The organism is Paenisporosarcina sp. P5_A11, from assembly GCF_056400705.1.
The window spans coordinates 1-25,344 of sequence record NZ_JBFUKT010000034.1 but is presented as its reverse complement, the minus strand read 5'-3'; the positions used below and the strand labels follow the sequence as shown (position 1 = coordinate 25,344).

The window sequence follows — 25,344 nt, the reverse complement described above, 5'->3', positions numbered from 1 at the left end:
AGGTAGAAATTTGTACTATTTAACCTCAAGTAGCGGTCTAATACGGATAATATTGTCCTACTACATAGCCCTATTAAAAACTGCTTTACACTATGCAAATTCTGTTCAGCATCCGTTCTTGCTAGTGATGGACGAACCAAGACAACAAAACCTTGATATTCAGACTTTTAATAATTTCCTTTTATTATTTAAAGACTTGGAAAAAGTATACCCTAATCAATTTCAAATAATTGTGGCGTCCTCTGAAAGAGGAAATGCTCCAAGTCAGGACATACCACTGAACCTTGGGGAAAAAACGAGATTGCTCGAACCCATAAAATATTGATTTTCAAAACCAGATATAAGGGAAATCCCAATACCTAAGCTTTATAAGTTTAGGTATCGAATTAAAAATAGTGTTTTGCACTCTTATTGTGAAATGGCCATTGCTTTAAAATGAATTATTTCATTACTAGTTTATTTAATTATTTAACTGAAAACTTTTGATAATTATAGAAAACCAAAAACACCTCTAACTTATGTTAGAGGTGTTTAATAATATAATCATTTAATTTACTGTTAGAGGAAAAACGAAAAATTGAAATAATTAAAATTTAATCGTTTTTAAAATTTCTTGTGCTAACCAATTAATACCTTTGTGAGCAAGGATTGGATTATCAATATCAATTCTACTTAATGTTGATTTCGCAATTGTTGCAGCCCGTTGTTCACTCAGCAAATCATTAGAAAATAAAACTAATGCATTTCTTAAATCCTTCTCAATTAAAGTTTTATCGTTTTCTAAAGTTGCAGTTGTCATACGTTCTCAACCTCCTTATGCTCCACAGTATGTACTTCCTTAACTTGTAGTATACCACATAACTCCTGATTATGAATAGATAGCTGTCTAGGGGAAATTTTTTGTTCCATGATTTCTCTAATGAAATCCTCTTCATTGATTTGCCCGGCCTTAAATTGAGCGATTAATTTAGTGGGGTTACTATCACTCATTACCCCATATATCAAATCATAACCATGATCAGGAATATCTCCTACATTATGCACTCTGTTATGAAAAATAAAACTGGAAAATTCTTCATCGAAATTTTCATATAATCTTGTCTGGTAATTATCTCCTTCGAAATAATCCATCGGTTTTTGAGGGAATTCAAATTCTATGACTATAGGAGTTACATCATCTATATCTATCCCTGGAATGGCAATTAATTTAAAATCTAACATTCTCTTTACAAAATCTTCTGCCATCTTTTTTTTTGGTGCAAGGTAAAAACCTGCTCCAAAATCCAATTCATTATTTTTATTAAAAAATGCTTTTACACCATTCTCTTTAATACTTTTATAGCCACTTACGGAAGTCCCGTGAAACCAAGAAGTTTGGTTTAAATACTTCCTTGTATTTTTCCCATAATTCAATGTATGTACACTCCTATTAATATGCTTCAGTTAAGTACCATTATACCATCTTGTAAAATAGTAACCATTAATTTCTAAGGGAAGATTAATGTTACATTTTAGCGCATCTATGGGTTATTCTGCACTTAAAGCCCAATGCCACTATCGTTAAACATCAAATTCCTTACGAAGATTGAATGTGAGCAAATATTTCTGATTAGCAACAGATGCCTTCATAGGAGAGATATGTACAGAGGTAATTATTTTTTGTTGGTGCCAATTAGTTCCGAGCTTTCAGTTTAATCTGTTCATTATCTCTTTCGAGTAGTTCTTCAATGATGACCCAAGCTTTGGCTTCTACGTCAGAGTAACCGGTCACACCATTTCCATGGACGATTTGCTCCACAAGATCATAGTGATTGGTCAAATCAGCTACTGCACCATGACCCACTAGTTTGTCATAACTAATGAGATAAATGAACATAGAACTTTGAATCCTTATCAAGGCCAAATCATCTTTCGGATGTCGTTAGAATAGACCTACAATAGGACATTAAGCTACACTATCCAAGAATTGGTTTTTTCCTATAATAAATTTAACAAAAATATAATTGCTCTCCTCGCAATAAGTCAGTCTTTTCTGACAGTTATAACAAATGCTTGTAGTCAATAAGTTTCTTACTCTTCCTTTTAATATTTAACAATGAAATTTTCTTATCGTGAGTGAAGTCAGGCTCCTCAAATCGGTCCCACCAATACAAAGATTTTATTTCTTCTGGGAGTTCTTCGTTTATTAACTTCACCATTTTTATACATGAATCTAAGTAAACTTTTACTTTTTCACTTTCGAACTCTAAGAGGTACTGTAGCTGGGATAGGTTCGTATGTTCTTCCTTATATGATGAAGCATGTACATAACGATTTCGAAGATTTAGGATTTCTTTGTAAGTTCGATAAAACTTGTTAACTTTTGTCTTTAAATGTGGATACATTTTAAATAATAGCTGTTCCATAATTTCTTCATCAGTAATATTACCTTTGTTATTAAGAATGGAATATTTTTCTTTTTCACTAGGTAAGACTTCCTTTACATTAATAAGAACGTCCAATAAGAACGCTTCAACAAAGGTTACTGCTGTAAAGATCATTGTTCTGTAAAGTCCCGAATATGAGTTTTTTATTTCTCTAATTTCAAATATACTATCAAATTCATGTTTCCCAATATAAGGTATCAACTTAATTTGCAATTCTGTATATTGATTTATTAGTTCAATAAAACTATTCCAGTGAATTTTTAAATCATTCAATAAAATAAAAACAGGTGTAGTATGAATTAATCCCTCTACAAGATTAAAATCAATCCAATGATGATTGTGTATAAATGGAGTCCCTCGCTTGGAAAAATACGCTTTCACATCAATTACGTTAGAGAATTCTATTACTTGAAACAATGATTTACCTTCTATTAAATCGTTTAATTTATCTCTTAAAAAAGCAATTATCTTTGTTGTAGTGTCTTCACATTCATGATTTAGTATATAACTATCTTCCATGGATCTTTGAACAGCAGATTTTATTTGATTAAGGCCATGCTTTTGGATTTTTGCTCCTTTCTTTGACGATGCCAAAAGGTATTCTGCTTTTTTATACAAGTCTCTTTGGTACGATTCATGTTCTTTTCCATGAATAATGTTAATAAATATACCGGCAAGGAAATATTTATAAGCTTTTTTGTTATCACCAGTAAGATTCTTTAGTGATGTTTTGTTATTCATCAATTCAAGTAAATAATTTATTTTTGCAAATTCCAAGTAAATACCTTCTTTCTTAATAAACCGCAATACAAGCACGCTATATTGAATGGTGCTTATTTTTTTGCCAATAAACTTTAATTCTAGATACAAAAAGCAGGTTTACAATGATTCTTGCCTATGCCTTTATTCAATATAGTACCTTCTTTCACTGTAACCTCTTTAATTATATATTTAATAGTCGAAAAATTTCTTTATTATCCATAACAATGATTTCTCTTTCCTTAGAAAATATCTTTTCTTTTTTCAACTCAACGCATCTTTTACTTTTTCATTTCTATTATCGAATAAATTATTGAGGAATTTACAACCAGTTAACTTCATATGTTTATTTTACATATGAAGGAGGCAGTAATTTGTTCATATTTAAGAATAAACATTCTAAACGCATCAAACATTCCTCAGATAAAAGGCTGCATATATCACCCACTAACCAAGAAATTAAAAACAACTTCGATAGTATTATGAGCTTTTCTAGATCAGTTTTGGACCAGGCAAAGGATTTTAAGAATTGTAAAGAAAGTTTCAACGAAGAGAATGAACATCCCTTAATTGATGTTGTTAGATTAATCGGAAGACAACTTCAATCTCAGTATTTAACTAATCTTTTATACCAAAGAGATGAAGCACTAATACCCATTTTGTCTCCCAAAGAAGTACTTTTCGATTCATTAGCCTGGATTTCTAAGGATGGTACTAATTTTGAGGATGTCATGAGGGAGCTAAAAACGGAAAAAGTAATTTCATTAAATCGCGACCTAGTATTGCCTTGGTCGTGGAAAAAACCGAGATTGGTTTCTTGTATTGCTAAAATTGGGGAAGGAAGAAGAAGTGGGGAATGGCGTCAAGATCACAATAATCACTACGTAACTTTATGGTTACCCATGGGGATTGCATGGGTTAATAGTGGAAATCATTCAATATCGACTGGAATAATTCAGGGTAAAGGCCATATCATTCCTGAAAATGTTTATGATATTAGTAATGTGTATGAGTATGTGTATTGTGATGGTGTAAATTATTATCGGAAAGAAGATGGCAGTATTATCTCTCCAGTCATGAATGCTGAGTTTGCGGCGATTTTTGAAATAGGTCGTATAATGACTGAGAATTCAATAAGTTATTAGAAACGAAACTCCCCCTATTGTCACACCAAGAAGTTCTTCTTTGACAGACCAGCCAAAAAGAGTTGAAGATCACTCAAATTGATTTTGATCCCATTCACCCTTTAAGAAAATTTAATGCGATGTGCAGGAATACTATTTCTAAGTAGCGATAAGGATGGTTATCGCTACTTAGAACGCAATAAGATAGTTGGACGGTAGAAAGGACTTCTCCTTTATGGTCACTAAGTCGCAAAAACTTTTTCAATCAGTACTCATCTCATTTATACGGTCTATGTGACTGGGAAGATTCACTCACTATAATAAATTGAATAAATATCTCTTCCTCTTGAACCCGGGTTTCCCTAATCTGCACATACATTACTCCATAAGAAAAAGCCACCCTGTAAAGGCAGCCGAACTCCCCCCGGTAGGTTCATAAATAAAAGAGCTATTTAAGTAGCCCGATGATCTTCAACTAAAGCACCCGTTAGTTGAATAAGGATTACAGAAAAACCTCTCTTATTAAGCAAGATACTAGGGATTAAAAAACCCAGCTAAACAGAGCGTAAATCCCGATTAATGTAAACAAAATGATTAATATTAATATCGTGATACACCCAATAGTAACCAACTTATCTCCCAAAGTATCGTCCGGTTCTTCCGTCAATTTCTCTTTAACTTTATATTGTAAAGGAGAAATTTCCTGATTTAATTGCAGTCTATTTATTATTTCACTATCACCTTTAAATTTTAGAGCTCTTGCTATTCTAACAGGATCGTTCCCCATATTTTTTTCGAACTGAATACACGCTTCTACCATTTCAGGTGTCTTATTCTTTTCTAAATACCAATATCGACCAGCCATTGAAGGATATTTTAATGCAAAATATATATCTCCTAACTTTCTACGGACTTCTAATTCATCTGGATAGGTGGAAATTAACCCGTGTAGTCTATCTCTTGCTTTTCCTAAGTCATTTTTTTCAATGTCCTCTTCTACCTTCTTTATAGTTTTAACAGGTATCTGTTCAATAACACACGCCTCCTTCATCTTAATTATTTACAGTCTAAATAATCCTCGACGGGAATAATAAAATTTTAACTTTATTCTATTTCTCGATAGATCAGAATAGTTTCTTATTGAACTAACCTGCCCCGTTGGTTGAAGAAGACTTATTGTAGAGTTGACTTATAATGCGCAATAAAGGGAAAACGACTGATTCCTTCATTTAAACGCATAATTAAATAAGCCAAAATATAAAGGTCCGATAAGGATTATTAATGTAAATCCGAAAATTACTGGTCTAATGGATTCAGGTATCTCTTTATATGATGACTCTTCTTGGAACTTTTTGAAACCAAAAATAACATCCCATAATAAACCACTTACAAATACAAATTTCCATACTAGAGGAGTAAGGAAATTTGTATTTGTAACATAGCCAAATAAACCTAGCCAAGTTATTATGGAAAATAAAAAATCCAATTTAGCAGCAGTCGTTTTATAACCAGCTGTTATGAGTATTCCGATTGCAGCTATTGCTAAAATCCCTAAGTAGATTAACCAAAATATATAAATCACAATTTACCTACTTTCTATTATGTATCCATTTTATTATAGATGAAATCAAATCAAAGTGAATAACAGGACTACGCAGTTCGTCCATAATACGTCTTCAACTAACCTGCCAGCTGATCCGGCCGTAAACCATCGATTCACTTACTCAAATGACTTGTATGCTCCATGCACCCTAGAACCCCACTTGACGGTAGTTACAGCCTTTATTCTACCCCTTGCGATTTCTCATTTCTTCCTCTTTTCACTGATCCATTCCTTCACCGAATATACATCGTGGAGTTGACGGGCTTTTAGCGATTCGCTTTCCCAGTCTAATGAATAAATATCCAATCTGTCTTGGGGCTTTAGCCAAACAAAAAAGATTGTCTATGACAATCTGAACATACACTTTTTGTTAAATTGTCTTTTTATTTGCAAACAACCTGTTCGGTTGTAAAACGGATATAAAAAGATAAAACAAAGCAGGGAGAACAATTACTATTCCGACTATCAAGTATGTCAGACGAGTACTGATATCCCAAAATGCTGAAGATGCAAACAAGATCCCTATTGGCATAGTTACTCTGAAGAAAAACAAACGAACTGCACTAAGTTGCGTCAAGCGTTCTCGAGGGGCCTCTCGCTGAAAAATAGCTGCACTTTGAGCATTAAAAAGAGGAAATAACATTCCACCAATTAGTTCACATAACCATGCAAAGGGCACTGAGTGGACAAAAAACAAGAGAATAAATGATAGACCTCCTCCAAACAAACCAAGATACATCGTTTGAACTGTTTTCGGTATTTTTGTAAGTATTAACATTCCAATGACATAACCAATAGGGAAAGCACCTTTGAAAACGGCATATTCCCAAGGTTGACCTTCAAGTTCTCCTCGAATAAAAGGAACACTTAAAACCATTGTTGCTCCTACAGCAAATTGAACTGTCGAAGAAAGCACTGTAAGTCGTAAAAGATTGGGGTATCTAAAAAAAGTGCGATAGCCCTCTTTCATTTCTGTCCACCAAAACTTTTTTGTCCAAGTTGTGACCCTTTTTTGACTGGATCGCGGTATTCGCGAGAGTGCAAAAAAACTAGCCAGGAACATAATCGAAGAAATTCCATAGATGAATTGCATCGGGATAACCAACAATAATAATGTAGTTACACCTGGAGCAATAATAATCATGAGTCGAAGTGTGGTGTCTAGTAAACCGTTTGCTTCAACAAGCTCATCCTCTTTGCAAATCTCAGGTATAAGGGAAAATGAAAGACTGGCAAAAATGGGCTGCATCAATCCCAAAATACATTGAAGTAAAACTAAACCCAACATAATTCCGAATTCTGATCCAATTAAATAACCTCCGAGTGGAAGAAGGTATGCACAGGAACGAATCAGCTGAATATTTCGAAGCATTTTCTCTTTCACAACGTGGTTTGAAAARGGTGCACTTATTCCTTGTAATATTAAGGAAGGAATAAAGTATACAAGCCAAATTGCAGCCATCCACTCCTTAGATCCCGTCAATTCATAGAGCAGTAAACCGTTTATTATACCCCCTGCTGCACCTCCAAATTCCGATACGATTTCACCTAACCAAAGTGCTTTAAATGACTTAGAGTACTTCTTCATATGGGATCTCCAAGGTATTGAGTGAGACGTTCAGAAAAGGAATTAATCTGTGTTAGATTTGCAGAGTATATTCCTTTGTCAGCTTGTATAAACTTTGCTGCTTTTAATAAAGAAAGCTGATGATGAAGTGTGGTTTTAGATATATTAAATTGACTGCTCAATTCCTGTAGTGAAGATGCACTATTTACTAACTGATAAAGTATTTTCAACCGAACTTCATCTCCTAGCGCCTTATGACCACGAATCAATTCCTTTGTAGGGTTACCTGCTTCGATCAAGTATTCTTCTTTCAAAGGATAAAAGTATAGTTTTGTATCAGGCGTTCGCAATACTAAGGTCCAGGGACGATAAGTTACCTGTGGAATCAATTTGACAGTCCAAACGGAAGGTTCGGGAAAATACTTTACTCCCCCTGTGATTAGTTCGATTGTCTCCACTGGTTTATCCTTGTCCAGGGAATTATATTGATTCTGCTCAAAATCCAGCGCTCGCGTCCACTTTTCCCAGTGGACATTCTTTCTTATCCAGTTGTACCACTCATCTAATATACTGTTGAATAAATCGCAGATTTCTGAGTGTTTAAAGTAACCAAGGTTACGAACATATTCCTCTAAATAGTCATGGTCATGAAAGTAAGGAGCATATGTTTCAAAAGAATCTCCTTGTTTGTATTGTTCAGCAATTGCTTTTCGAACAGGTTCAGTAATACGATCCTTATAAGGTAAAACAGTTTCATAAAAATCAATAATATTCATTTCAGAAAGACATTTAGAAAAATCAGAAATAGAAGTTGCAGAAAACTTGTCTTGAAGCAAAATTAATCCAAACCAGAAGTTCGTCTTTTCTATTACATCTAAATGGTTAATGAGTAATTTTGGCATAGAATTCTGCTCTGATTTCCACAATTCATCTAACTCGAAAGTATGTCTTAGTTGTGCATGAGTGAATCCCGTAATGCCAAGAATCACTTCCCAGACTGTAGTGGATTCAACTACCAAGGAAATAGTTTCTATAGGTTGTGTGGAATTTAAATAATTCATAAACATTCCTCCTGTATAACTAGATTCTAAATTAAATGAATTATATATTCAATATATTTCGAATAATATTGCTTAGATAATCTGATTCGAGAAAAATCTGATTGTTATTATTGTCTATCCCTTACCAATTTGAAAGTTAACATTCATCAATCAATCATCTTCTGGCAGATGAGAAAGGTTTCTTATAACTCACAAATCCTGTTTACGTTCGAGAATAAGATTCAATTTAATATTATTCCTTTAGTTAAGACAATCCGGTATTGTCACAACCTATTTGGATTTGAAGATATCGCAAAATAAAACAGCTCAGTTATTTAAACTGAGCTGTTTTATACTATGTAACATAAGCACCCGATAGTGAATGGAAGCCTTTTTGTTTTTTATTTGTTACGTTCCCATTTCGATTGTACACAATGTCATCCATTTTTCAGTAATTGGAAAACATGCAATACTACATGCTAAACGTACCACCGTCAGGGAGGTCCCATACTCCCTGGATACACACTTCCCTGCGTCAAGCGATAAATAGCGGATGGCAAAGCTGTCGTTTTGTATATGCAAGTTATAGTGAATGATTAGAATTGTTTTCAGCGCAGGGACGTGAAATCGGTTAGTATGATCTCGAATTTGTATCATTCATCTTTTACAAGTCTTTACACTCTTTCTTCGACAGAACCCTTTCCTGCACCCTGCCCTGCCACAAAGATGATTACAGCCATCGCCAACAATAACATAAGAGGCGCATTCCATCCTCCCGTCACATCATGAAGCCATCCAAAAGCAATAGGTCCCGTAGCTGCTAACAGGTACCCAATGGATTGAGCCATCCCTGAAAGTTCGGAAGCTTGATGACCGTCCTTTGTTCGCAATGAAAAAAACATCATAGACAAACCAAATGCACTACCACCAGCAATTCCAATTATTACGACCCACAATGGTACCCAAACTCCTTGTATTAATCCCAAAATACCAATAAAAAATAAGACTGCTGTTAACCCCGCCAGAACGCGTTGATTTTGAGTCTTCCCTGCAACAATCGGAATAATGAACGTCATAGGAATCACAGCGAATTGCAACAAGGAAAGCATCCAACCAGCAGCACTTGTACTATAACCGATGCTCTGAAGGATTTCAGGCATCCACGTCATCAATGTGTAAAAAATTAATGATTGGACTCCCATAAAAACCGTAACATTCCAAGCGACTGGAGATTTCAATATACTTTGGGATTTATATGGTGGCTTTCTTACTTTTAATTTAATTTCTTGCTTTCGGGTTAATTGAAACGACCATATGATAAGACCAATAATAGAAAGAATACCCCAAAATCCTAAAGCTCCTCTCCAACCGAAGTTACCTATTAAAGACACAGGAACACTTATTCCGGCAGCCAACGCTCCAAATACATTCATAAAAACACCATAAATGCCTGTCATTAATCCCATTTGTAAAGGGAAACTATTTTTAATAAGTCCTGGAAGTAAGACATTACAAATCGCTATAGCAAATCCTACTAAAACCGTCCCAAAGAACAAGAAACTTAACCCAGGAAGGAGTCGAGTTCCTATACCGATTGTTAGAACAAGCAAAGCTAGAAAAATAGTGATTTCAGTTCCAATTTTTTTCGCGATTTTCGGTGCAAAAGGTGAAAGTAGAGCAAATGCTAACAACGGCACGGTTGTAATACTTCCCGCTACCGCGTTAGATAATCCCAAATCATCCCTTATTGTTGATATAAGAGGCCCTACTGCAGTAATAGGTGCTCTCAAATTTGAACCAATTAAGATAACACCCAATATTAAGGCCCAAAATCTTCCCTTTGTTAAAGGATGATTCTTTATGCTTGATTCTGACTTATCCAATTTTATTCCTCCATCATTGTATAAAGTGATTCTTTTGCTTTCTTCATATAAGCATTTACGCTCTCAATGGCTAATCGAGCATCTTTTAATCGAATCGCTTCATAGAGATCCATATGAATTATATTTTCATCGTTCAGCGGGTCTCTTACACTCATTAATTCATGAACTAAATTCTGTAAAGAATCAGTGATATGATCATACAATTCGATAAACATCTGATTATGCGTGGCTTTTACTACTGATTTATGAAAAGCAATGTCCATGTCAATAAAATGCTGAKGTTCGCTTCTTTTGGCAGCTTCTCTGCACCTCTCAAGACAACCCTCTATATGCTGTAAATCTTCGTTTGATCTTCTCTCTGCAGCCAACTGCGCAGCTTCTCTCTCCAAAGCTAACCGAACTTCCAATGTCTCGAGTAAATCACTTTTTTGTATTCTTCTCTTTATAGCAATACCAAGCGAACTGGAGGATTTAACACTTGTCCCAATACCTTGCCTTGTTTCAAGAAGTCCAGCGTGAACTAAAGCTCGAATCGCTTCTCTTAACGTATTTCTACTAACATCAAACTTTTCCATTAGTTCTGGTTCTGCGGGAATTTTTTTGCCCACTTCCCATTGCCTACTTTCAATCAAATTTTCAATCTGGATTGCTACTTGTTCCACTAATGTTAGACGGTTGGTCTTCTTTATATTCACGGGTGTACTGCCTCCCTTTAAACGTAGGATGTTTGGTTCATCGGCTAATATATCATGACAATATGAATAAAGTAAATCTTTGCCTTCATAAAACCCCTCTTTAATGTTGACTTTTATTATGTGGTTTCAAAATTCACGTCCCTTTGTTGAAAATAATTCTGACCATCCACTAAAATTGCATACAAAAAAGCCACCTCCAATAATTCGCATGATTACTGGGGATGGCTTGTGCTTGAAATTCAAAATTAAATTGTCATTAATGCGTTTGTCACAGGGACATGCCTACACCGCAAGGTGGAGTCATCTCACCTCTACTCGCCAATACTTATCTCAATGAATTGGACTAGGAACTTGATTTGAATGGACTTCGTTTTGTCCGATACGCAGATGACTTTCTTATATTCGCCAAGAGCAAAGAAGAAATCCAAAAAGCGATTGCGATTACCAAAGCAAAGTTAAAAGAATTAGGTTTAGAAATTGCGGAAGGCAAAACGAAAGTAGTCAACTTCAAGAAAGACGACTTTGATTTTCTAGGCTTTACGTTCCAACATTGGTCCATTGATAAGAAAGGGAAACCTGTATTTTTCGTGGTACCAAAAGAAGAATCAATCAAAGATTTCCGATTGAAAATCAAGAAGAAGACACCTAAGAAATTAACGTTGGATAAAGTTGAATGGGTAAACCGAGTCAATCCTATTATAAGAGGGAAAATAAACTACTATGTCCTCGTAATAGACGCAATCAAAGAGAACATGGAACTTGGTCAGAAAAGCCATTGTGTAACGAGGAAAATCCGAAGGATTTTAGAGAGTCTAGATGGATATATACGTAAAAGGTTGCGAGTCGCTTTTATGCACAAACACCCTAGTCAAATCAAGGAATACAAGATGCGATATAAATGGAATAATGAATTCTTCATCGCTATTAAGCTCATACCATGTCTCTGGTTGTATCTCAACAAAGCAAACGGTACAACACTAGAGGACTTCGCACAGGAAAAGAAAATCAAGGCAAAACGAAAATATGAATTAGCCAAATTCCGTGCAAAAACTAAAGGTGAAGAGTATTTCTCACCACTCCGCTTTCAAAAGATGCAAAATGCCTGGATTGCATCACACTAGAAACTCGTTGTAACATATTGGTAAGCCGTAAAACGGGATGATCCATCCGCAAAACATCGATTTACTCAACTGGCTTGTATAGACCCTAGGTTGATATAACAGCCCGATTAGGAAGTATCCAACTAAGTTTATAAAAAAAGACTCCCCCCTTACCAATAGTCCATATCCGCATCGATTCTTTCTAAATTCAGCTCAATTATTTCAAGCTCGGCATATAAATTCATGTTGTGTTCAAATGCTCTCATATCGAAATCCCCTTTGAATGAATTAAAAAAGAAGACACCATAACAGCTCAAAGCTGTCAGGTGTCCTCCAATTGGCTGGGAGGACTATATAATTATAATTTTACTTCGTAATAGTAGGTGAAACTTATTTATTTTCAATTATATTGTTAATGTTTTTATTGCTCTTAGTTGGCTTTACATATTTATCGCTGGCTTTGAAATTGTAAACTGGTTTGATTACTCTTACCACTTCTACAGTGTCTCCGATATTACTCAAGATCTCTTCCATTGGTTTATATGCCATAGGTGCTTCATCAAGCGTCTCTTCTGAAACAGATGTTGTCCAAACATTTTTCATTGTGTCTTTAAAGTCATCCATGTTCAAATTCTTCATCGCTTGTGTGCGACTCAATACTCTACCAGCACCGTGAGGAGCTGAATAATTCCAGTCGGGATTACCCTTTCCAACTGCGATGATTGATCCGTCTCGCATATTAATTGGAATAACTAACTGTTCCCCTTTTTGAGCCGATACAGCCCCTTTACGTAGAATCATATTATCAGTGTCAATATAGTTGTGAATCGTATCAAATGATTCCAATACCTCTAGCCCCATGTGTTCAATAATTACACCAGCAATTTCCTGTCGGTTAGCTACTGCAAACTTTTGTGCAAGTTTCATGTCATGGATATAGTCTTCAAACAATTGACCCTCTAGATATGCTAATTCTTTTGGAATTGATGGATTGTCGTTTTTGAAATTAGCGATTGCAGCTTGTATTTCTAAATGTCTACCCTGTTCTTTCAGTGAATTAATTAACTCAGTAACGTCTTCTTTACCTAATTGTGAAATCGCTTGTTTCTGATAGTGTTGCGCAATCTTAGCTCCTAAATAGCGACTGCCCGTATGGATTAATAAATAATGGTAGCCTTCATCATCTTTTGAAACTTCGATGAAATGATTTCCTCCTCCAAGTGTCCCTAAGCTTACGTTTGTTCTAGCATCATTTAATACAATTCCTGCCTTAAAAAAGGAAGCTTCTAGTGTTGGAATATGTCTTTCTATAGAAATTTCTTCATGAACGTCATTCCCACTAGGTACGTATTTTCGGATAACATTATCTAAATGACTAAAAGAAATAGCCGCATTATTTAATTTTACTACTTTCACGCCACAGCCTACATCAACACCAACTAAATTAGGAACTACTTTATCCTTTAGTTCAATAGTTGTTCCTATAACGCAGCCTTTTCCAGCGTGATAATCAGGCATAACACGTATTTTAGTGTCTTTCAAGAATTCTTGGTTGCATAACTCCTTAATTTGTTCAATAGCTGTTTCTTGTGGTGAGCTTGAAAATACAACCGCATTAGTTTGTAATCCTTCGATTTTAATCATTATCTCATCCCCTTTTAGTTGATTATTTTATTCTATATATTAATAAATTATTTCACTTTATTGGAAGATTTATTGTATCAAGAATTAGAAATTCCTAGGTATTTTTGTGAAGTTAAAAGAGGACAAAACCGTTTCCTCTCTTATTATCATGGGAATTTCCCCTTTCATAATTTTTCCAATATATTAAAGTTCGGTTATGGAAGTGAGAACTCCTTCTTTAACAGACCGTGCTCTTTAGTAAAAAAATGTTGAAGATTAACTCCAATTGATTTTCAACTCACTCATGCCCACGTTTAAGAAATACTCTAACAGAGATTGGAATTAATGCTTTTCTAAGTAGCGATAAGGATGGTTATCGATATCTAGATATTTATTGCCGGATTATTGCCCATGTAAAAAAACCTACGATTTAAGTACTTGTTGCTAGTGTACTTATATCGTAGGAGTTTTATATCGTCTCAACAATTTAGGTTAGTCCAGTCAGACACAAAGTTGATTCAAACAGACTTTTAGACATAATTGAAAATTTAGTTTGAATACTTAGTCAATTCAGAGTAGCATGTAATCATAATTGACTAGGGGGAATATGAGTGCTCACACTACAGCAAAACCATCTGATTTTAGAAAGTATTATTAAATATTCTTTTGACGAAATTTTTGTAACAGATGCAGACGGTACCATTATTTTTTCGAGTGAGAGCTTTAAAAACTTCTTTGGAATCGATGCTAAAGAAATTATTAATCAAAATATATTTGCACTAGAAGAACAAGGAATTTTATCTCCTTCGGTTATAGGTAAAGTACTGAATACAAAAAAAGTAGAAACGATGATTCAAGAAACATCAATGGGAAGAAAAATAGTAGTCTCCGCTTATCCCATCTTTGATCATATTCAGAAACTACAAGGAGCCATTAGTTTCTCAAGGGACATTACCGAACTTGATTATTTAAAAAAGACAAATGATGAAGTAGCTAAAAGGATGCTTTTATATGAAAGAGAAATCGAAAAGATAAAAGATAAACAGGCATCCCTTTCTCGCACTGATTCCGGTAAAATGAGGCATGTTTTCAGTATTGTCGAAAAGGTGTCTAACCTAGACGTTTCAGTATTACTAGAAGGAGAATCAGGAGTCGGAAAAAACTTTATAGCACAGAAAATCCATCAAAAATCCATTCGGAATAATGAGCCTTTTATTGAAGTGAACTGTGGTGCTATCCCTGAATCATTAATTGAAACAGAGCTTTTTGGATATGAAGAAGGGGCGTTTACGGGTGCAAGAAAAGGCGGAAAAAAAGGCTATTTTGAAGCCGCAGGGAAAGGAACTATATTTCTTGATGAGATTTCCGAGCTGCCACTTAATCTCCAAGTTAAGCTATTATCTGTTCTTCAAAATCGGACGGTACAACGTGTAGGTGGCAATTCGATCATTCATTTAAACTGTCGAGTCATATGTGCAACAAACCAAGACTTACAACAATTAATTGCGGAAAAAAGATTTAGGGAAGATTTATACTATCGAATTAATGTCATCAAGATTTTCATTCCGCCTTTACGCGAAAGAAGAGAAGAAATAAATGTATTAGTGTCTGAATTGATAAATGAATTCAACGATAAACACAACCTAACGAAAGCGCTTTCTACAACTATGATCTCTTGGCTAAGTAAACAGGATTGGCCAGGAAATATTAGGGAACTAAGAAATTTCATTGAACGTATCTTGATTACTTCGAATGACACGATTATTGATGTCGATCAAGTTGGTATTGCTACTATGCAACAGGAGGATATGACTTTAAATCAATATATCGAAATGATTGAAGGAGATTATATTATTCGAATGTATGAAAAGTACCCAAGCAGTATTAAATTGGCTAAAAAATTAGGAATCAGTCAATCCTCCGCCAATCGAAAAATTAATCAATATATCACGAACCAACCTAGTCAGAGTTGACTAGGTTGGTTCGTATAATCCAGTCTTCTGCTGTTGGCATGGAACTTGCAATAATGTATATCATCAAGAAAAAAGCGCTGTCATAGCTCTCTTTCTTGAAACCAATATTGAACTACGAGGAGGAACTATGATGATAAATCAAAATGAGAAACAAATTCTTAACCTACCGTTCACAGGTATTTGCTCGTTTGGGAAATATCCGATTTGTACAAACCTTGATGAACTAGACGCAGATGTGGCGGTTATTGGCGTCCCCTACGATATGGGAACACAATGGAAATCAGGAACAAGAATGGGACCACGCGGAATGCGAGAAGGCTCTACATTATATAGTTTCGGATTAGAAGGGGCCTATGATATTGAAAAAGATATTATGTACCTAGGTCCAGACTGTACAGTAGTCGATTGCGGCGATGTAGATATCGTACATGGTGATTTGGAACAGAGCTTCGACAATGTGGAAGAATCTATTAGAAAAATCGTTTCCAAAGGAGCAATACCTGTTGTGATGGGTGGAGACCATTCCATTACCATTCCTGTAGGTAGAGCACTGGATTCCGTTGGTTCGTTCCATGTCATTCAAATAGATGCCCATTTGGATTGGGCAGATCATCGCTCGGGGCAAAGATACGGACATGGTAGCACTCTTCGTCGTCTATCGGAAATGGACTACGTCGATAAAATGTTCCAATTTGGAATCCGTGGAATTAGCAGTAGTAAAAAAGAAGATGTAGATGCCGCTCGGGAATATGGCAGTGTGATTTTATCCCCACGGGAAATGAGAAAAATGAGCATTGAATCTGTGCTGGATCTAATTCCAAAAGGGGAAAATTATTATGTAACAATCGATATCGATGGATTAGACCCATCGTTGGCACCTGGAACAGGCACTCCTTCTCCCGGTGGATTGTATTATGATGAAGTAAATGAATTGTTGGAAGGGATTGCAAAAAGAGGAAATGTAATCGGTTTTGATTTAGTAGAAGTCTCTCCTCCCTATGATCCAACCGGAATTACGAGTCAAGTAGGAGCAAGACTCATTCTTGATTTCATTAGTTTTATTTTAAAAGAAAAAGAAAGTAGCCCGCAGTTAGTTTCGGCTATGCAAATAAATAGTTAGAAGTAAATTTGATAATGTAGAGGAGAGTGTTCGCACCTTCCTCGACAATGTTCTATCCACTCATATCATAGTTCTTTTATTGAATATCATTGTTCCTATTAACTTTACAACTAAAGATCTTGAAAGTGAACAAATGAGATACAGAATCTCCTTAACAAATGTAGCATTAAAATAGTTCTTCATTAGAATTATTGAAAGCGCTTTCTCAACGAAGAAATAATTAATAGGATCTCCCTGGACAAATATAAGAAAAAGGACTTAGACAAAATTATAGGAGGTTCACTATGGAAGCAAGTAAGCGAGGTTCCAACAAAATGATTATTGGTATCGTATTAGCCGTCCTTACGTTTTGGTTGTTTGCTCAGTCAATGGTAAACATTATTCCAGCAATTCAAGCAGATTTAGGTATATCATTAGGAACTCTAAATATTGCTATTAGTATAACCTCCTTATTTTCAGGTATGTTTATTGTTGCGGCTGGAGGAATTTCTGATAGAGCCGGACGTAAGAAACTAACTTTTTTAGGATTGCTTTTAAGTGTTATTGGCTCTTTATGCCTTGTTTTGGCACAAGATGCTATACTTTTAATCGCCGGGCGTATCATCCAGGGTATTTCTGCAGCATGTATTATGCCTGCAACCATTGCTTTGGTTAAAGCCTATTTCGATGGGGAAGACAGGCAGCGTGCTCTTAGTTATTGGTCATTCGGTTCATGGGGTGGAGCCGGTGCTTGTGCTTTAATAGGCGGCGCCATTGCTACATATATGGGGTGGAGATGGATTTTTGTCCTTTCTATTGTTATCTCTTTAGTTGCGATGTACCTACTAAAAGATATACCAGAAAGTAAGGCTGAACAATCAATCAAATCAAAATTTGATTATACTGGCTTACTCATTTTTATTTTCGTTATGCTAGCATTGAATTTAACAATTACACGTGGGCATGAGTTTGGTTGGACGAGTCCGCTTACGATTGCTTTAATAAGTGCAACTATAATTGGAAGCGCTCTATTCTTTCTAGTTGAAATAAATAAACCAAATAGGTTTATTGAATTTTCTTTATTCAAGACCAGAGCATATACCGGAGCAGTAGCCTCAAACTTTTTACAAAATGGGATTGCTGGAACAGTTGTGGTTGCGAATACGTATGTGCAATTAGCAAGAGGGTTTACAGCCTTTCAAACAGGTTTATTAACTATTGGTAACTTAGTTGCTGTGCTCATAATGATTCGTGTGGGTGAGAAAATGATGCAAAAAGTAGGGGCAAGAAAACCAATGATTGCAGCTTCAATAATTACTCCCCTTGGGATTAGTTTAACAGCGTTAACATTCTTACCTGACTTAGCTTATATAATTACCGTCTTTCTTGGTTTCATGCTTTCAGGTATTGGACTTGGATTATACGCAACTCCGTCTATTGAAACCGCTGTGGTAAATATTCCAGAGGATAAAGTTGGTGTTGCTTCAGGTATTTATAAAATGTCCAGCTCACTAGGCTTTTCATTTGGTATAGCGATTTCAACAGCAGTTTATGGTGCAATCGTAACAACTGGAAACATAGAATTGGCAGCATCTGCAGGGATCATGGTAAACATGGCTTTTGCTATCCCGTCATTAATCTTCATAATGTTAACAATTCCGCACAACGAGGGGAAAAAGGCACCCCAGCTTTCAGCGAAAAAAGTTGAAACTGAAAAAGTTAAAACTGAAAAAGTATTCGGTCTAAATTAAGGAACCTAATCAAATGAATGTGCATTTATGGGGGAAAAAGGTTCAGTAAAAAAACCGGAGTGATATTAAATGGAGCGATATTTTGCTTACTTCTCTACGGCGTTCTTGGACGTACAGTGTTTTGAATGATACTTAATTAATTTAGAAATGATAAAAGAGACCTATACAAGTGTAAAGGTCTCTTTATCATTGAAAACTTCTCTTCATTTCAACCTTTAAAAAAACGTTGTTTTCTTCTTTTATTCCTTCTTTTATTTCTTCTGATAAAACCTGCGAGGGTGATACTGTTTTTTTTGTTGTAACCTTTGAAAAAAGATTGCATAAAATTCAGCGAGAACTCTCAATTTCTAGGTATAAACAAACCTAGCATTTTGAACTTCGGTCAAAATACGAGGTTTCACCATTCATTTCCATACTAAAACTTATCATGCTAGAGCACCATTTAAGTTTGTGAATATAAAGCATTCATTCCAGCAAATAAAGGATTGCCACTATTTTTATATTCTGAATATTCATTATTTAATATAGAGTATTTCTAGAAGCTGTATTATAATAGTCAATATATTATTGTAATCGTTTACATATAAATATATGGATATGGAGAGAAAATTATGGAACTTGTACTTAAACAAAGACAAGAAGTTAACCTAAAAATGACAATCGAGTTAAGACAAGCCATCGCACTATTACAATACTCGACATATGAACTTTACCAATACATAAAAGAGCAAGAGATGGAAAACCCTTTAATAGATTTAAAGGAACAAACGAATAATCCTTTATATGAAGAAAAGCTTAGTGGAAAATCGAATGTAAATGGCTCCTCTAAAATGACAATAGATTTACTAACAAGTAATGATATAGGTATGAGAAATAAGCTCCATGAACAAGCCAAATTCTTATTTAAGGATGTCCTAGATCAAAAATTAATCAGATATATCATACATAATTTAGATGATAATGGATATTTAAAATTCAATGAAAATGAGTCATTTCCTTATGAAGAATACGATGAAGCTGATATCTACAGAGGAATTCAACTGCTTCAACATGTGGGGCCTATCGGGATAGGCGCAAGGAGTTTGAAAGAGTGTTTACTCTTGCAAATAACAAACGATTTTCCTAAAGTGGAATTAGCTGAATGCCTAATTCAAAATCACCTGGTTTTATTAGCTAATAGAAAATGGGATGAAATTGCTACTCGCATGAAAATATCTTTGGCCACTGTAAAAGAAATTTACGACTTTATTCTAACTCTTAATCCTAAACCATGTTCTGGTATCTCTGACTTTTTAATAGAATATGTGAACCCAGATATAATTGTAGAGATGAAAGAGACGKGTCTTTCTTTTTATTTAAATGATAGTTATTTGCCTAATATTCATTTTAATAATGAATATTCAAGTATGCTAAATAATAAAGATGAAACTTCAAAGTATATTACTACACAATTTAATAGTTACCAATGGTTGCTAAACAGTATTGAGCAGCAGCGTCAAACAATCATGAAAATAGTAAAGGTTATTATTGATAAGCAAGAAGATTTTTTTAAGGACGGATTTACATCACTCAACCCCTTAACATTAAAAGAAGTCTCAGAAGAAATAGGAATGCATGAGTCTACTGTTAGCAGGGCTACAATGAATAAAGTTATTCAAACTCCTAAAGGCACTTTTGACCTTCGGTTATTCTTTCCGTCAAAGTTAGATACTGTAGACGGAAATTCCATATCTCAAACGAAGGTAAAGCGACTATTAGAGACTTTCATTGCGAACGAAAATAAATTAAAACCTTTCTCCGATCAAAAAATAGCAAGCTATTTTAATAATGAAAAAGGGGTTACAATATCAAGACGTACGATTAGTAAATATCGAGAAGAACTAAAAATTCCATCTTCAAGTAAACGTAAAGAGATAAATAGTATGATGTGATAAAAGATAAACACCCCCAGTGCGTATCACTTAATAAGTGACCACTTTGAGGGTGTTTCCTTATATCCTTATACTTAATTAAGCGATATCACAAGCTTCAGCTAATACTTGCAGGGGCTACGATATCATCTGCCGACCTTGTTCAACTAACGGGGTAGGTTGGATGAGTAACTGGGGACAACTTTATCATCCGTTATGTTTATATACCAAAAAGAAAAGGACCATTTTTGGATCCTTTGGTTTGTTCCTTCATTCGGTTTGGCCCTTAGACTCAATGGCTGATAGACGTGCCTCTCTTATTGATGGAGGCACACCAATTAAAGATGTGGCAGAAAGATGGGGCGTTTCTCGAACCACCATATATCACTATTTGGAACGTGACCTTTTATATAGGACCAAGATTTTGCATCCTTGGAACGTACGGTCATTACTGATTTCATTTTAAAGATGCACTTTGGACACTAAAAATAGCAACTGAGTGAATGCAGTTGCTATTTTTTTATGCTACTTTATTGTCAAAAGATGTTCTAAAAACGATACGAATGAATTAGCGTTTTCTCCCCATCAACCCTTTAGTCCTAAAGCTATGCTTTTTTAGACACCTTCTTTTACTTGTTAATTCTTAATAATCTTCAACACAATACTGTGGCGTGATGGGAGTGGAGGCTAGTCTCCTCCTATCACAATTCACTTTATTCGTATAGAGAACCATCGTCTTTTTGTTTAGCTGTGACTGAAAGATTTGCAGAGTAAGTCACACCTTGATACTCATTTGTTGCTGTTTCATCAAGTTTTACACCGAAAGAAAGATCAATGTATTCATTTGTTTTTAAATTCCAGAACTTGTTACCATTCCCTRTTTCTGCTCCATCACCTAATAGCACTTCTTTCTCACTTCCCGCTGCAGAACGTAATTCATCAGAGTTTAGTAAGCCTGTTATTATTTCTACACCATCTGCAATTTCAATAGGTTCGCCCGAAGCTAGAGATTGAGTTACTACATTTGTTGTTCCTTCGAATAATTTTTCCAGTTTAATCTGAGATGCTTTTAGTACTTCTTCAGTAGGCTTTACTTTATATTTAAGTGCAATATACCCCACTTTATAAGTATCTAAAGAAAGATTCTTATCTAATGATTGGTTTAATTTTGCATTTAAGAAGGTATCCATAGTACCTGTGTTATCGATTGTCAGCCAATCTCCAAACACTAGTTGTGATGGGGCAAAATTTTCAACTGCTACAATACTCTCATTGATATTTTCCCCATTATTAAGCTGTAAGAGTGCGTTTGTTACTTCACCTTTTGCAGATGTTTCAGATGTAAACCATGAATAAGTTCCATAGCTTGTTGCAACTGCAATTGTTCCTGCAATCGTTGTACCTAATAATGCTCTTTTCACTTTAGACATTTTCATAAGATAATTCCCCCTATTTTATAAAATCTATTTATTTAGATACAATCTCTTCATTCTTAGGTTGTTTTTCTTGGCGGGAGAGACGTTCATATACCGATATACAGATATAGCCTGTTAGCGGAATCGTAATAAATAATAAAAATCCTAATGGTCCGCTTGCAAAGTTAGARAMATACCCAAGCTTCGGTATTAAAGCAACTTGTTTTCCAACTAGATGATCCTTCATAACAATCATTGAGTCTTCAACATTGTTGTTGTCACCTTTTGTCACAAAACCAACTTGTCCATTTTGTTCTCTAACATCAATGACTCTATGTGTAATAAATTTTGTATCCGATTCTTTAAAGGTAATCACATCATTAACTTCTACATCTTTAAACTCTACTTGTCTAATCAATATGAGATCACCCGACTGAAGATGGGGCTGCATACTATTAGAGAGRACGGTTAAAGGTGTGTATCCAAAGAAGCTTGGTAAACTACCAGGATTTTTACTAGATTGGAATACCGTAATACCAATATAGATAATTAAAAGAATTACGATTGCWATAAAGATTTTTGAAAGCCATGATGTTCTTTTTTTCATACTATTGCTCCTAACATCATTAGTTTTGATTTTTCCTAATTGAGATTGATGTCAGAAAATCAATTCATTTATTGAACATTGATTGGATTAACCCCTACCACTTTGATCAAGAAATGCTTCTTAGTCACAGCAGTAGGGGAATTCATTAGAGTACTATGAAATAAAATACAGTTTACTGAATACCCAACTCGTTCAAAATACTTTCTAATGTCTTACCATCTTGGTTCTCTTTTGGAGCTGGAGAATTTTCTACATCTAGAGCCAATCTGTAGTTTGTACATGAGAAGTTGTCAACATATCTAATTGGCTCTAAAATAGTTGTTTCAATGCGTACAAGAGAACTGGTCGTCTGGTTATTTTTTCGGCTCTAGACCAATTGCACGCAAGAAATCTGCTAATCCTTTGTTTCCTAATTTTTCTTTYGGTTTCTTATTTTTAGGTACATCCGGGCCAACTTTCAAGAAGTTCTTTTCGATAAAGCGAATATCCGTTTCGTTCACAATGCCATCCTGGTTAATATCTGCCTTTTTATTTTCCTTGCCGTAAAAGGCGACAGCCTGTATGACATCATTAATATCAATCATCGCATCCTGATTCACATCACCGGCTACTGCAACTGGTTGACCACCTGGAACTGCTCTATACGTACCGACATCTTCGCCCCACGGTGTTTTCGTACCAACCGTCACTTTCTGAATGCTCTTCAGATGTCCAGGTGCTTCAACGACAATATCGATTTCGGTTCGATCTTTCGATGCAGGAATATAGATATTTACATAACCTTTTTTGTCAATCGTCCCTTGCACTTTTGTCCCGTCTTTCAATTGCCCGTATGCTTTTGCTCCTATGATGGAATAATCCATCTTAGAGTTTGCATAGAACGCTTCAAGGTGGGTAAAAGATACCACATGAGAGCTCTTTGGTATGATTTTATAGTCGTTAATATGGTTGAATGATTGGATGACAACCGGTTCTTGCTCACCGTATTGTGTATACGTGAATGGCACTGTATTATCTTCGGTGTTCATCGTGTCATAGTAGAAGCCGTACTTACCGTCATTTATCAGTTTAAATGTCACATCAAGGAATGGCGTATCACCGCTGATTCCTTTGAAATCTTCATCGCCGCTGATATGAGCGCCCGCATTCACCTCGTCTTTATTAACTGAATATACAGGATGATCCTTCACAGTGGGTTCGTCGACACTTACTGTTAATCCGTTTTCATCCGCATACTGCTGGAATGCTGGGTTAACTTTTACACTTTCGAACTGGAAGAGCCAATTATAGAATCCAACATTGTAGTTTCCAGCCATCAAATCCTTTACGTTATTTAGATTTAATGTCATCGTGACTGTATCGTTTAAATAGACTTTTTCCTTATCGTAAGTTGGTATCACATAAGGTGTACCTTTTTTGACGAATGCAAAGAAATTGGTTTCATTTGTAAGTTCCGCATTTCTCGCCATATCCATAGGKATTAGTTTGATTGTTGCTGGACCATTCTCAATATCAGATKGTTCAATACCGAATTTTGTATCCCCATTTGCATCAAGTGGGAAATCGCCGTTATRAACAGCTTTTTGATTGAAGTAATACCATAGCTTATTTTCAGACTGTGTGTAGCCTRAAGRTGCTAATTTTGCCGTTCCTTCGTCCCAYASRTTSGCATGAAGCCAAAACGCATGGTGCGTATTTCCGTCTGGCATCTGTTCATCTGTAAAGTCCGAATCACTTAGCTCATAGACGCCAGGTTGATGGTCTTTTAGCGTCAACTTCGGTAACGTGTTATCGATGATAAACTTTTGATTAACGACCTCGTACCTCACCTCATCTGCATCTGTTGTACGAAGTTTGATGGAATACTCACCTTCTGGCAGTTGCGCCTTTGGCTGATTGATGTCTGTTTTTTCATCTTTCGGATCGCCGATAAACGGATAATACGATGGCGAGAATGTTGTTCTTAGATCCATATCAAGAGGCGCACCGTTTAAGCTAAATGGTTTTAACGAACTTGCTCCAAGTGCTTTGCCGTCTTTATCATAGATAATCGGCCATAAATCTTTCATCGGGCTGTTTAATTTGAAATAGATATAGCGAATTTGAGGTGCCATCCATGGATGGCTCCAAGGCAGAGTTGTGATTGCTGGATTCGATACCTCAACGACTTCGATTCCTTTTTCAACGAAGCGAGTCGCGAACGGAATGCGATAGTGTTCATTTGGATTGTCACGGTTGACAATGTTCACATACCCTTCATATTGTCCCCTCTCTGCGCTCGCAGGTATGTTAACCGTTGCCGTTACATTTGTTGCCTCCCCTGCAGCGACCGTCACAGATGCTGAAGAAGTCGTTACGGTTACATTATTCGCTACTGCGTCACTTACCCAAGCACTCTCATTATCAACCGGTTTACTATATTCAGCCGTAATGTCGAATGTTTTCGCTTGAGTACCTCGGTTTTTAAAGACAACCGTACGATTGACAGTATTTGTGCTACCTTCTTTTTTGTAAACCGCACCAAACGTCAATGCGCCTTTTTCATACACGTTCTCTATAAAGCCACCATTTCCATCACCTATTATCGTGGTGTCTTGTACCTTGAATGCCATCTCGTTATGAACGGCTTCTGCTACATCTACTTCACCTGCGCCTACTTCGTACACGGAATAGTCGCCGTTTAGTTTGTCCGCACTATTCATCAACGCTGCTTTGACATCAGCCGGTTTGTAATCTGGGTGTGCTTGTAAAATCAGTGCAGCAATCCCT

General features: G+C 35.7%; 20 protein-coding genes and 2 pseudogenes. 8 read left to right on the top strand and 14 right to left on the bottom strand.

Going from position 1 to position 25,344, the window contains the following annotated elements:
* A pseudogene (locus tag AC1DOS_RS07825) lies at positions 1-325 on the top strand (hypothetical protein); the annotation flags it as partial.
* A 261-nt stretch (positions 326-586) separates the two neighbouring features.
* On the opposite strand, the gene AC1DOS_RS07820 reads toward AC1DOS_RS07825, so the two are convergent.
* From AC1DOS_RS07820 to AC1DOS_RS07805, 4 genes are all read right to left on the bottom strand, one after another.
* Positions 587-799, bottom strand: a complete 213-nt coding sequence (locus AC1DOS_RS07820; protein WP_477537029.1) for a hypothetical protein — start codon at positions 797-799, stop codon at positions 587-589.
* The gene (locus AC1DOS_RS07815) at positions 796-1,413 is read right to left on the bottom strand and encodes a DUF3990 domain-containing protein (protein WP_477537028.1); all 618 of its coding nucleotides are present in this window, start codon (positions 1,411-1,413) and stop codon (positions 796-798) included. Before AC1DOS_RS07815 ends, AC1DOS_RS07820 begins: the two co-directional genes overlap by 4 nt.
* Before the next feature lie 259 nt (positions 1,414-1,672).
* Positions 1,673-1,876, bottom strand: a complete 204-nt coding sequence (locus tag AC1DOS_RS07810; RefSeq protein ID WP_477537027.1) for a hypothetical protein — start codon at positions 1,874-1,876, stop codon at positions 1,673-1,675.
* A gap of 163 nt (positions 1,877-2,039) precedes the next feature.
* Positions 2,040-3,203 (bottom strand): hypothetical protein, encoded by a 1,164-nt coding sequence (locus AC1DOS_RS07805; protein WP_477537026.1) that lies wholly within the window; start codon positions 3,201-3,203, stop codon positions 2,040-2,042.
* 356 nt (positions 3,204-3,559) lie between these two features.
* Here AC1DOS_RS07805 and AC1DOS_RS07800 point away from each other — a divergent pair, with 356 nt between their 5' ends.
* Positions 3,560-4,330 (top strand): DUF6710 family protein, encoded by a 771-nt coding sequence (locus tag AC1DOS_RS07800; RefSeq protein ID WP_477537025.1) that lies wholly within the window; start codon positions 3,560-3,562, stop codon positions 4,328-4,330.
* Between the two features lie 520 nt (positions 4,331-4,850).
* Here the strand turns inward: AC1DOS_RS07800 and AC1DOS_RS07795 are convergent.
* The 6 genes from AC1DOS_RS07795 to AC1DOS_RS07770 form a co-directional block, all read right to left on the bottom strand.
* Complete coding sequence (locus AC1DOS_RS07795; protein WP_477537024.1) at positions 4,851-5,360, bottom strand: DUF6584 family protein; 510 nt, start codon at positions 5,358-5,360, stop codon at positions 4,851-4,853.
* A 174-nt stretch (positions 5,361-5,534) separates the two neighbouring features.
* Positions 5,535-5,891, bottom strand: a complete 357-nt coding sequence (locus AC1DOS_RS07790) for a hypothetical protein (protein ID WP_477537023.1) — start codon at positions 5,889-5,891, stop codon at positions 5,535-5,537.
* A 391-nt stretch (positions 5,892-6,282) separates the two neighbouring features.
* Positions 6,283-7,500, bottom strand: coding sequence for an MFS transporter (locus AC1DOS_RS07785; RefSeq protein WP_477537022.1), 1,218 nt, complete (start codon positions 7,498-7,500; stop codon positions 6,283-6,285).
* Positions 7,497-8,540: an ArsR/SmtB family transcription factor gene (locus tag AC1DOS_RS07780; RefSeq protein WP_477537021.1), complete on the bottom strand. Its 1,044-nt coding sequence runs from the start codon at positions 8,538-8,540 to the stop codon at positions 7,497-7,499. The genes AC1DOS_RS07785 and AC1DOS_RS07780 overlap by 4 nt, the downstream gene beginning before the upstream one ends.
* A gap of 653 nt (positions 8,541-9,193) precedes the next feature.
* Positions 9,194-10,402, bottom strand: coding sequence for a CynX/NimT family MFS transporter (locus AC1DOS_RS07775; RefSeq protein WP_477537020.1), 1,209 nt, complete (start codon positions 10,400-10,402; stop codon positions 9,194-9,196).
* A gap of 2 nt (positions 10,403-10,404) precedes the next feature.
* The gene (locus tag AC1DOS_RS07770; protein ID WP_477537019.1) at positions 10,405-11,097 is read right to left on the bottom strand and encodes a FadR/GntR family transcriptional regulator; all 693 of its coding nucleotides are present in this window, start codon (positions 11,095-11,097) and stop codon (positions 10,405-10,407) included.
* 356 nt (positions 11,098-11,453) lie between these two features.
* On the opposite strand from AC1DOS_RS07770, the gene AC1DOS_RS07765 reads away from it, so the two are divergent.
* On the top strand, positions 11,454-12,218 hold the full coding sequence (locus AC1DOS_RS07765; protein ID WP_477537018.1) for a reverse transcriptase domain-containing protein: 765 nt from the start codon (positions 11,454-11,456) through the stop codon (positions 12,216-12,218).
* Between the two features lie 369 nt (positions 12,219-12,587).
* On the opposite strand, the gene AC1DOS_RS07760 is transcribed toward AC1DOS_RS07765, so the two are convergent.
* Positions 12,588-13,841 carry an RtcB family protein gene (locus AC1DOS_RS07760; protein WP_477537017.1) on the bottom strand — a complete coding sequence of 418 codons (1,254 nt, stop codon included), beginning with the start codon at positions 13,839-13,841 and terminating at the stop codon, positions 12,588-12,590.
* Positions 13,842-14,431: 590 nt separating this feature from the next.
* Here AC1DOS_RS07760 and AC1DOS_RS07755 point away from each other — a divergent pair.
* From AC1DOS_RS07755 to AC1DOS_RS07735, 5 genes and pseudogenes are all read left to right on the top strand, one after another.
* On the top strand, positions 14,432-15,793 hold the full coding sequence (locus tag AC1DOS_RS07755; protein ID WP_477537016.1) for a sigma-54 interaction domain-containing protein: 1,362 nt from the start codon (positions 14,432-14,434) through the stop codon (positions 15,791-15,793).
* 130 nt (positions 15,794-15,923) lie between these two features.
* Complete coding sequence (gene speB / locus AC1DOS_RS07750; RefSeq protein ID WP_477537015.1) at positions 15,924-16,913, top strand: agmatinase; 990 nt, start codon at positions 15,924-15,926, stop codon at positions 16,911-16,913.
* Between the two features lie 284 nt (positions 16,914-17,197).
* The gene (locus tag AC1DOS_RS07745) at positions 17,198-18,643 is read left to right on the top strand and encodes an MFS transporter (protein ID WP_477537014.1); all 1,446 of its coding nucleotides are present in this window, start codon (positions 17,198-17,200) and stop codon (positions 18,641-18,643) included.
* Between the two features lie 611 nt (positions 18,644-19,254).
* Positions 19,255-20,574: an RNA polymerase factor sigma-54 gene (gene rpoN / locus AC1DOS_RS07740; RefSeq protein WP_477537013.1), complete on the top strand. Its 1,320-nt coding sequence runs from the start codon at positions 19,255-19,257 to the stop codon at positions 20,572-20,574.
* A gap of 292 nt (positions 20,575-20,866) precedes the next feature.
* Positions 20,867-20,953: pseudogene (locus tag AC1DOS_RS07735) on the top strand (helix-turn-helix domain-containing protein); the annotation flags it as partial.
* Positions 20,954-21,266: 313 nt separating this feature from the next.
* Here AC1DOS_RS07735 and AC1DOS_RS07730 read toward each other — a convergent pair.
* From AC1DOS_RS07730 to AC1DOS_RS07720, 3 genes are all read right to left on the bottom strand, one after another.
* A complete protein-coding gene (locus AC1DOS_RS07730) occupies positions 21,267-21,989 on the bottom strand; it encodes a hypothetical protein (protein ID WP_477537012.1) in 723 nt (240 codons plus the stop codon).
* Between the two features lie 31 nt (positions 21,990-22,020).
* Positions 22,021-22,575 carry a signal peptidase I gene (locus AC1DOS_RS07725; protein ID WP_477537011.1) on the bottom strand — a complete coding sequence of 185 codons (555 nt, stop codon included), beginning with the start codon at positions 22,573-22,575 and terminating at the stop codon, positions 22,021-22,023.
* Positions 22,576-22,928: 353 nt separating this feature from the next.
* A partial coding sequence (locus tag AC1DOS_RS07720; protein ID WP_477537010.1) for an Fn3-like domain-containing protein occupies positions 22,929-25,344 on the bottom strand: 2,416 nt, incomplete at its 5' end.

What these genes read in the sequence shown, in the direction of transcription:
- AC1DOS_RS07760 (WP_477537017.1), bottom strand. Translation starts at nt 13,841, where the DNA reads ATGATTAAAATCGAAGGATTACAAACTAATGCGGTTGTATTTTCAAGC.
- AC1DOS_RS07780 (WP_477537021.1), bottom strand. Translation starts at nt 8,540, where the DNA reads ATGAATTATTTAAATTCCACACAACCTATAGAAACTATTTCCTTGGTA.
- speB (WP_477537015.1), top strand. Translation starts at nt 15,924, where the DNA reads ATGATAAATCAAAATGAGAAACAAATTCTTAACCTACCGTTCACAGGT.
- AC1DOS_RS07810 (WP_477537027.1), bottom strand. Translation starts at nt 1,876, where the DNA reads ATGTTCATTTATCTCATTAGTTATGACAAACTAGTGGGTCATGGTGCA.
- AC1DOS_RS07820 (WP_477537029.1), bottom strand. Translation starts at nt 799, where the DNA reads ATGACAACTGCAACTTTAGAAAACGATAAAACTTTAATTGAGAAGGAT.
- AC1DOS_RS07745 (WP_477537014.1), top strand. Translation starts at nt 17,198, where the DNA reads ATGGAAGCAAGTAAGCGAGGTTCCAACAAAATGATTATTGGTATCGTA.
- AC1DOS_RS07795 (WP_477537024.1), bottom strand. Translation starts at nt 5,360, where the DNA reads ATGAAGGAGGCGTGTGTTATTGAACAGATACCTGTTAAAACTATAAAG.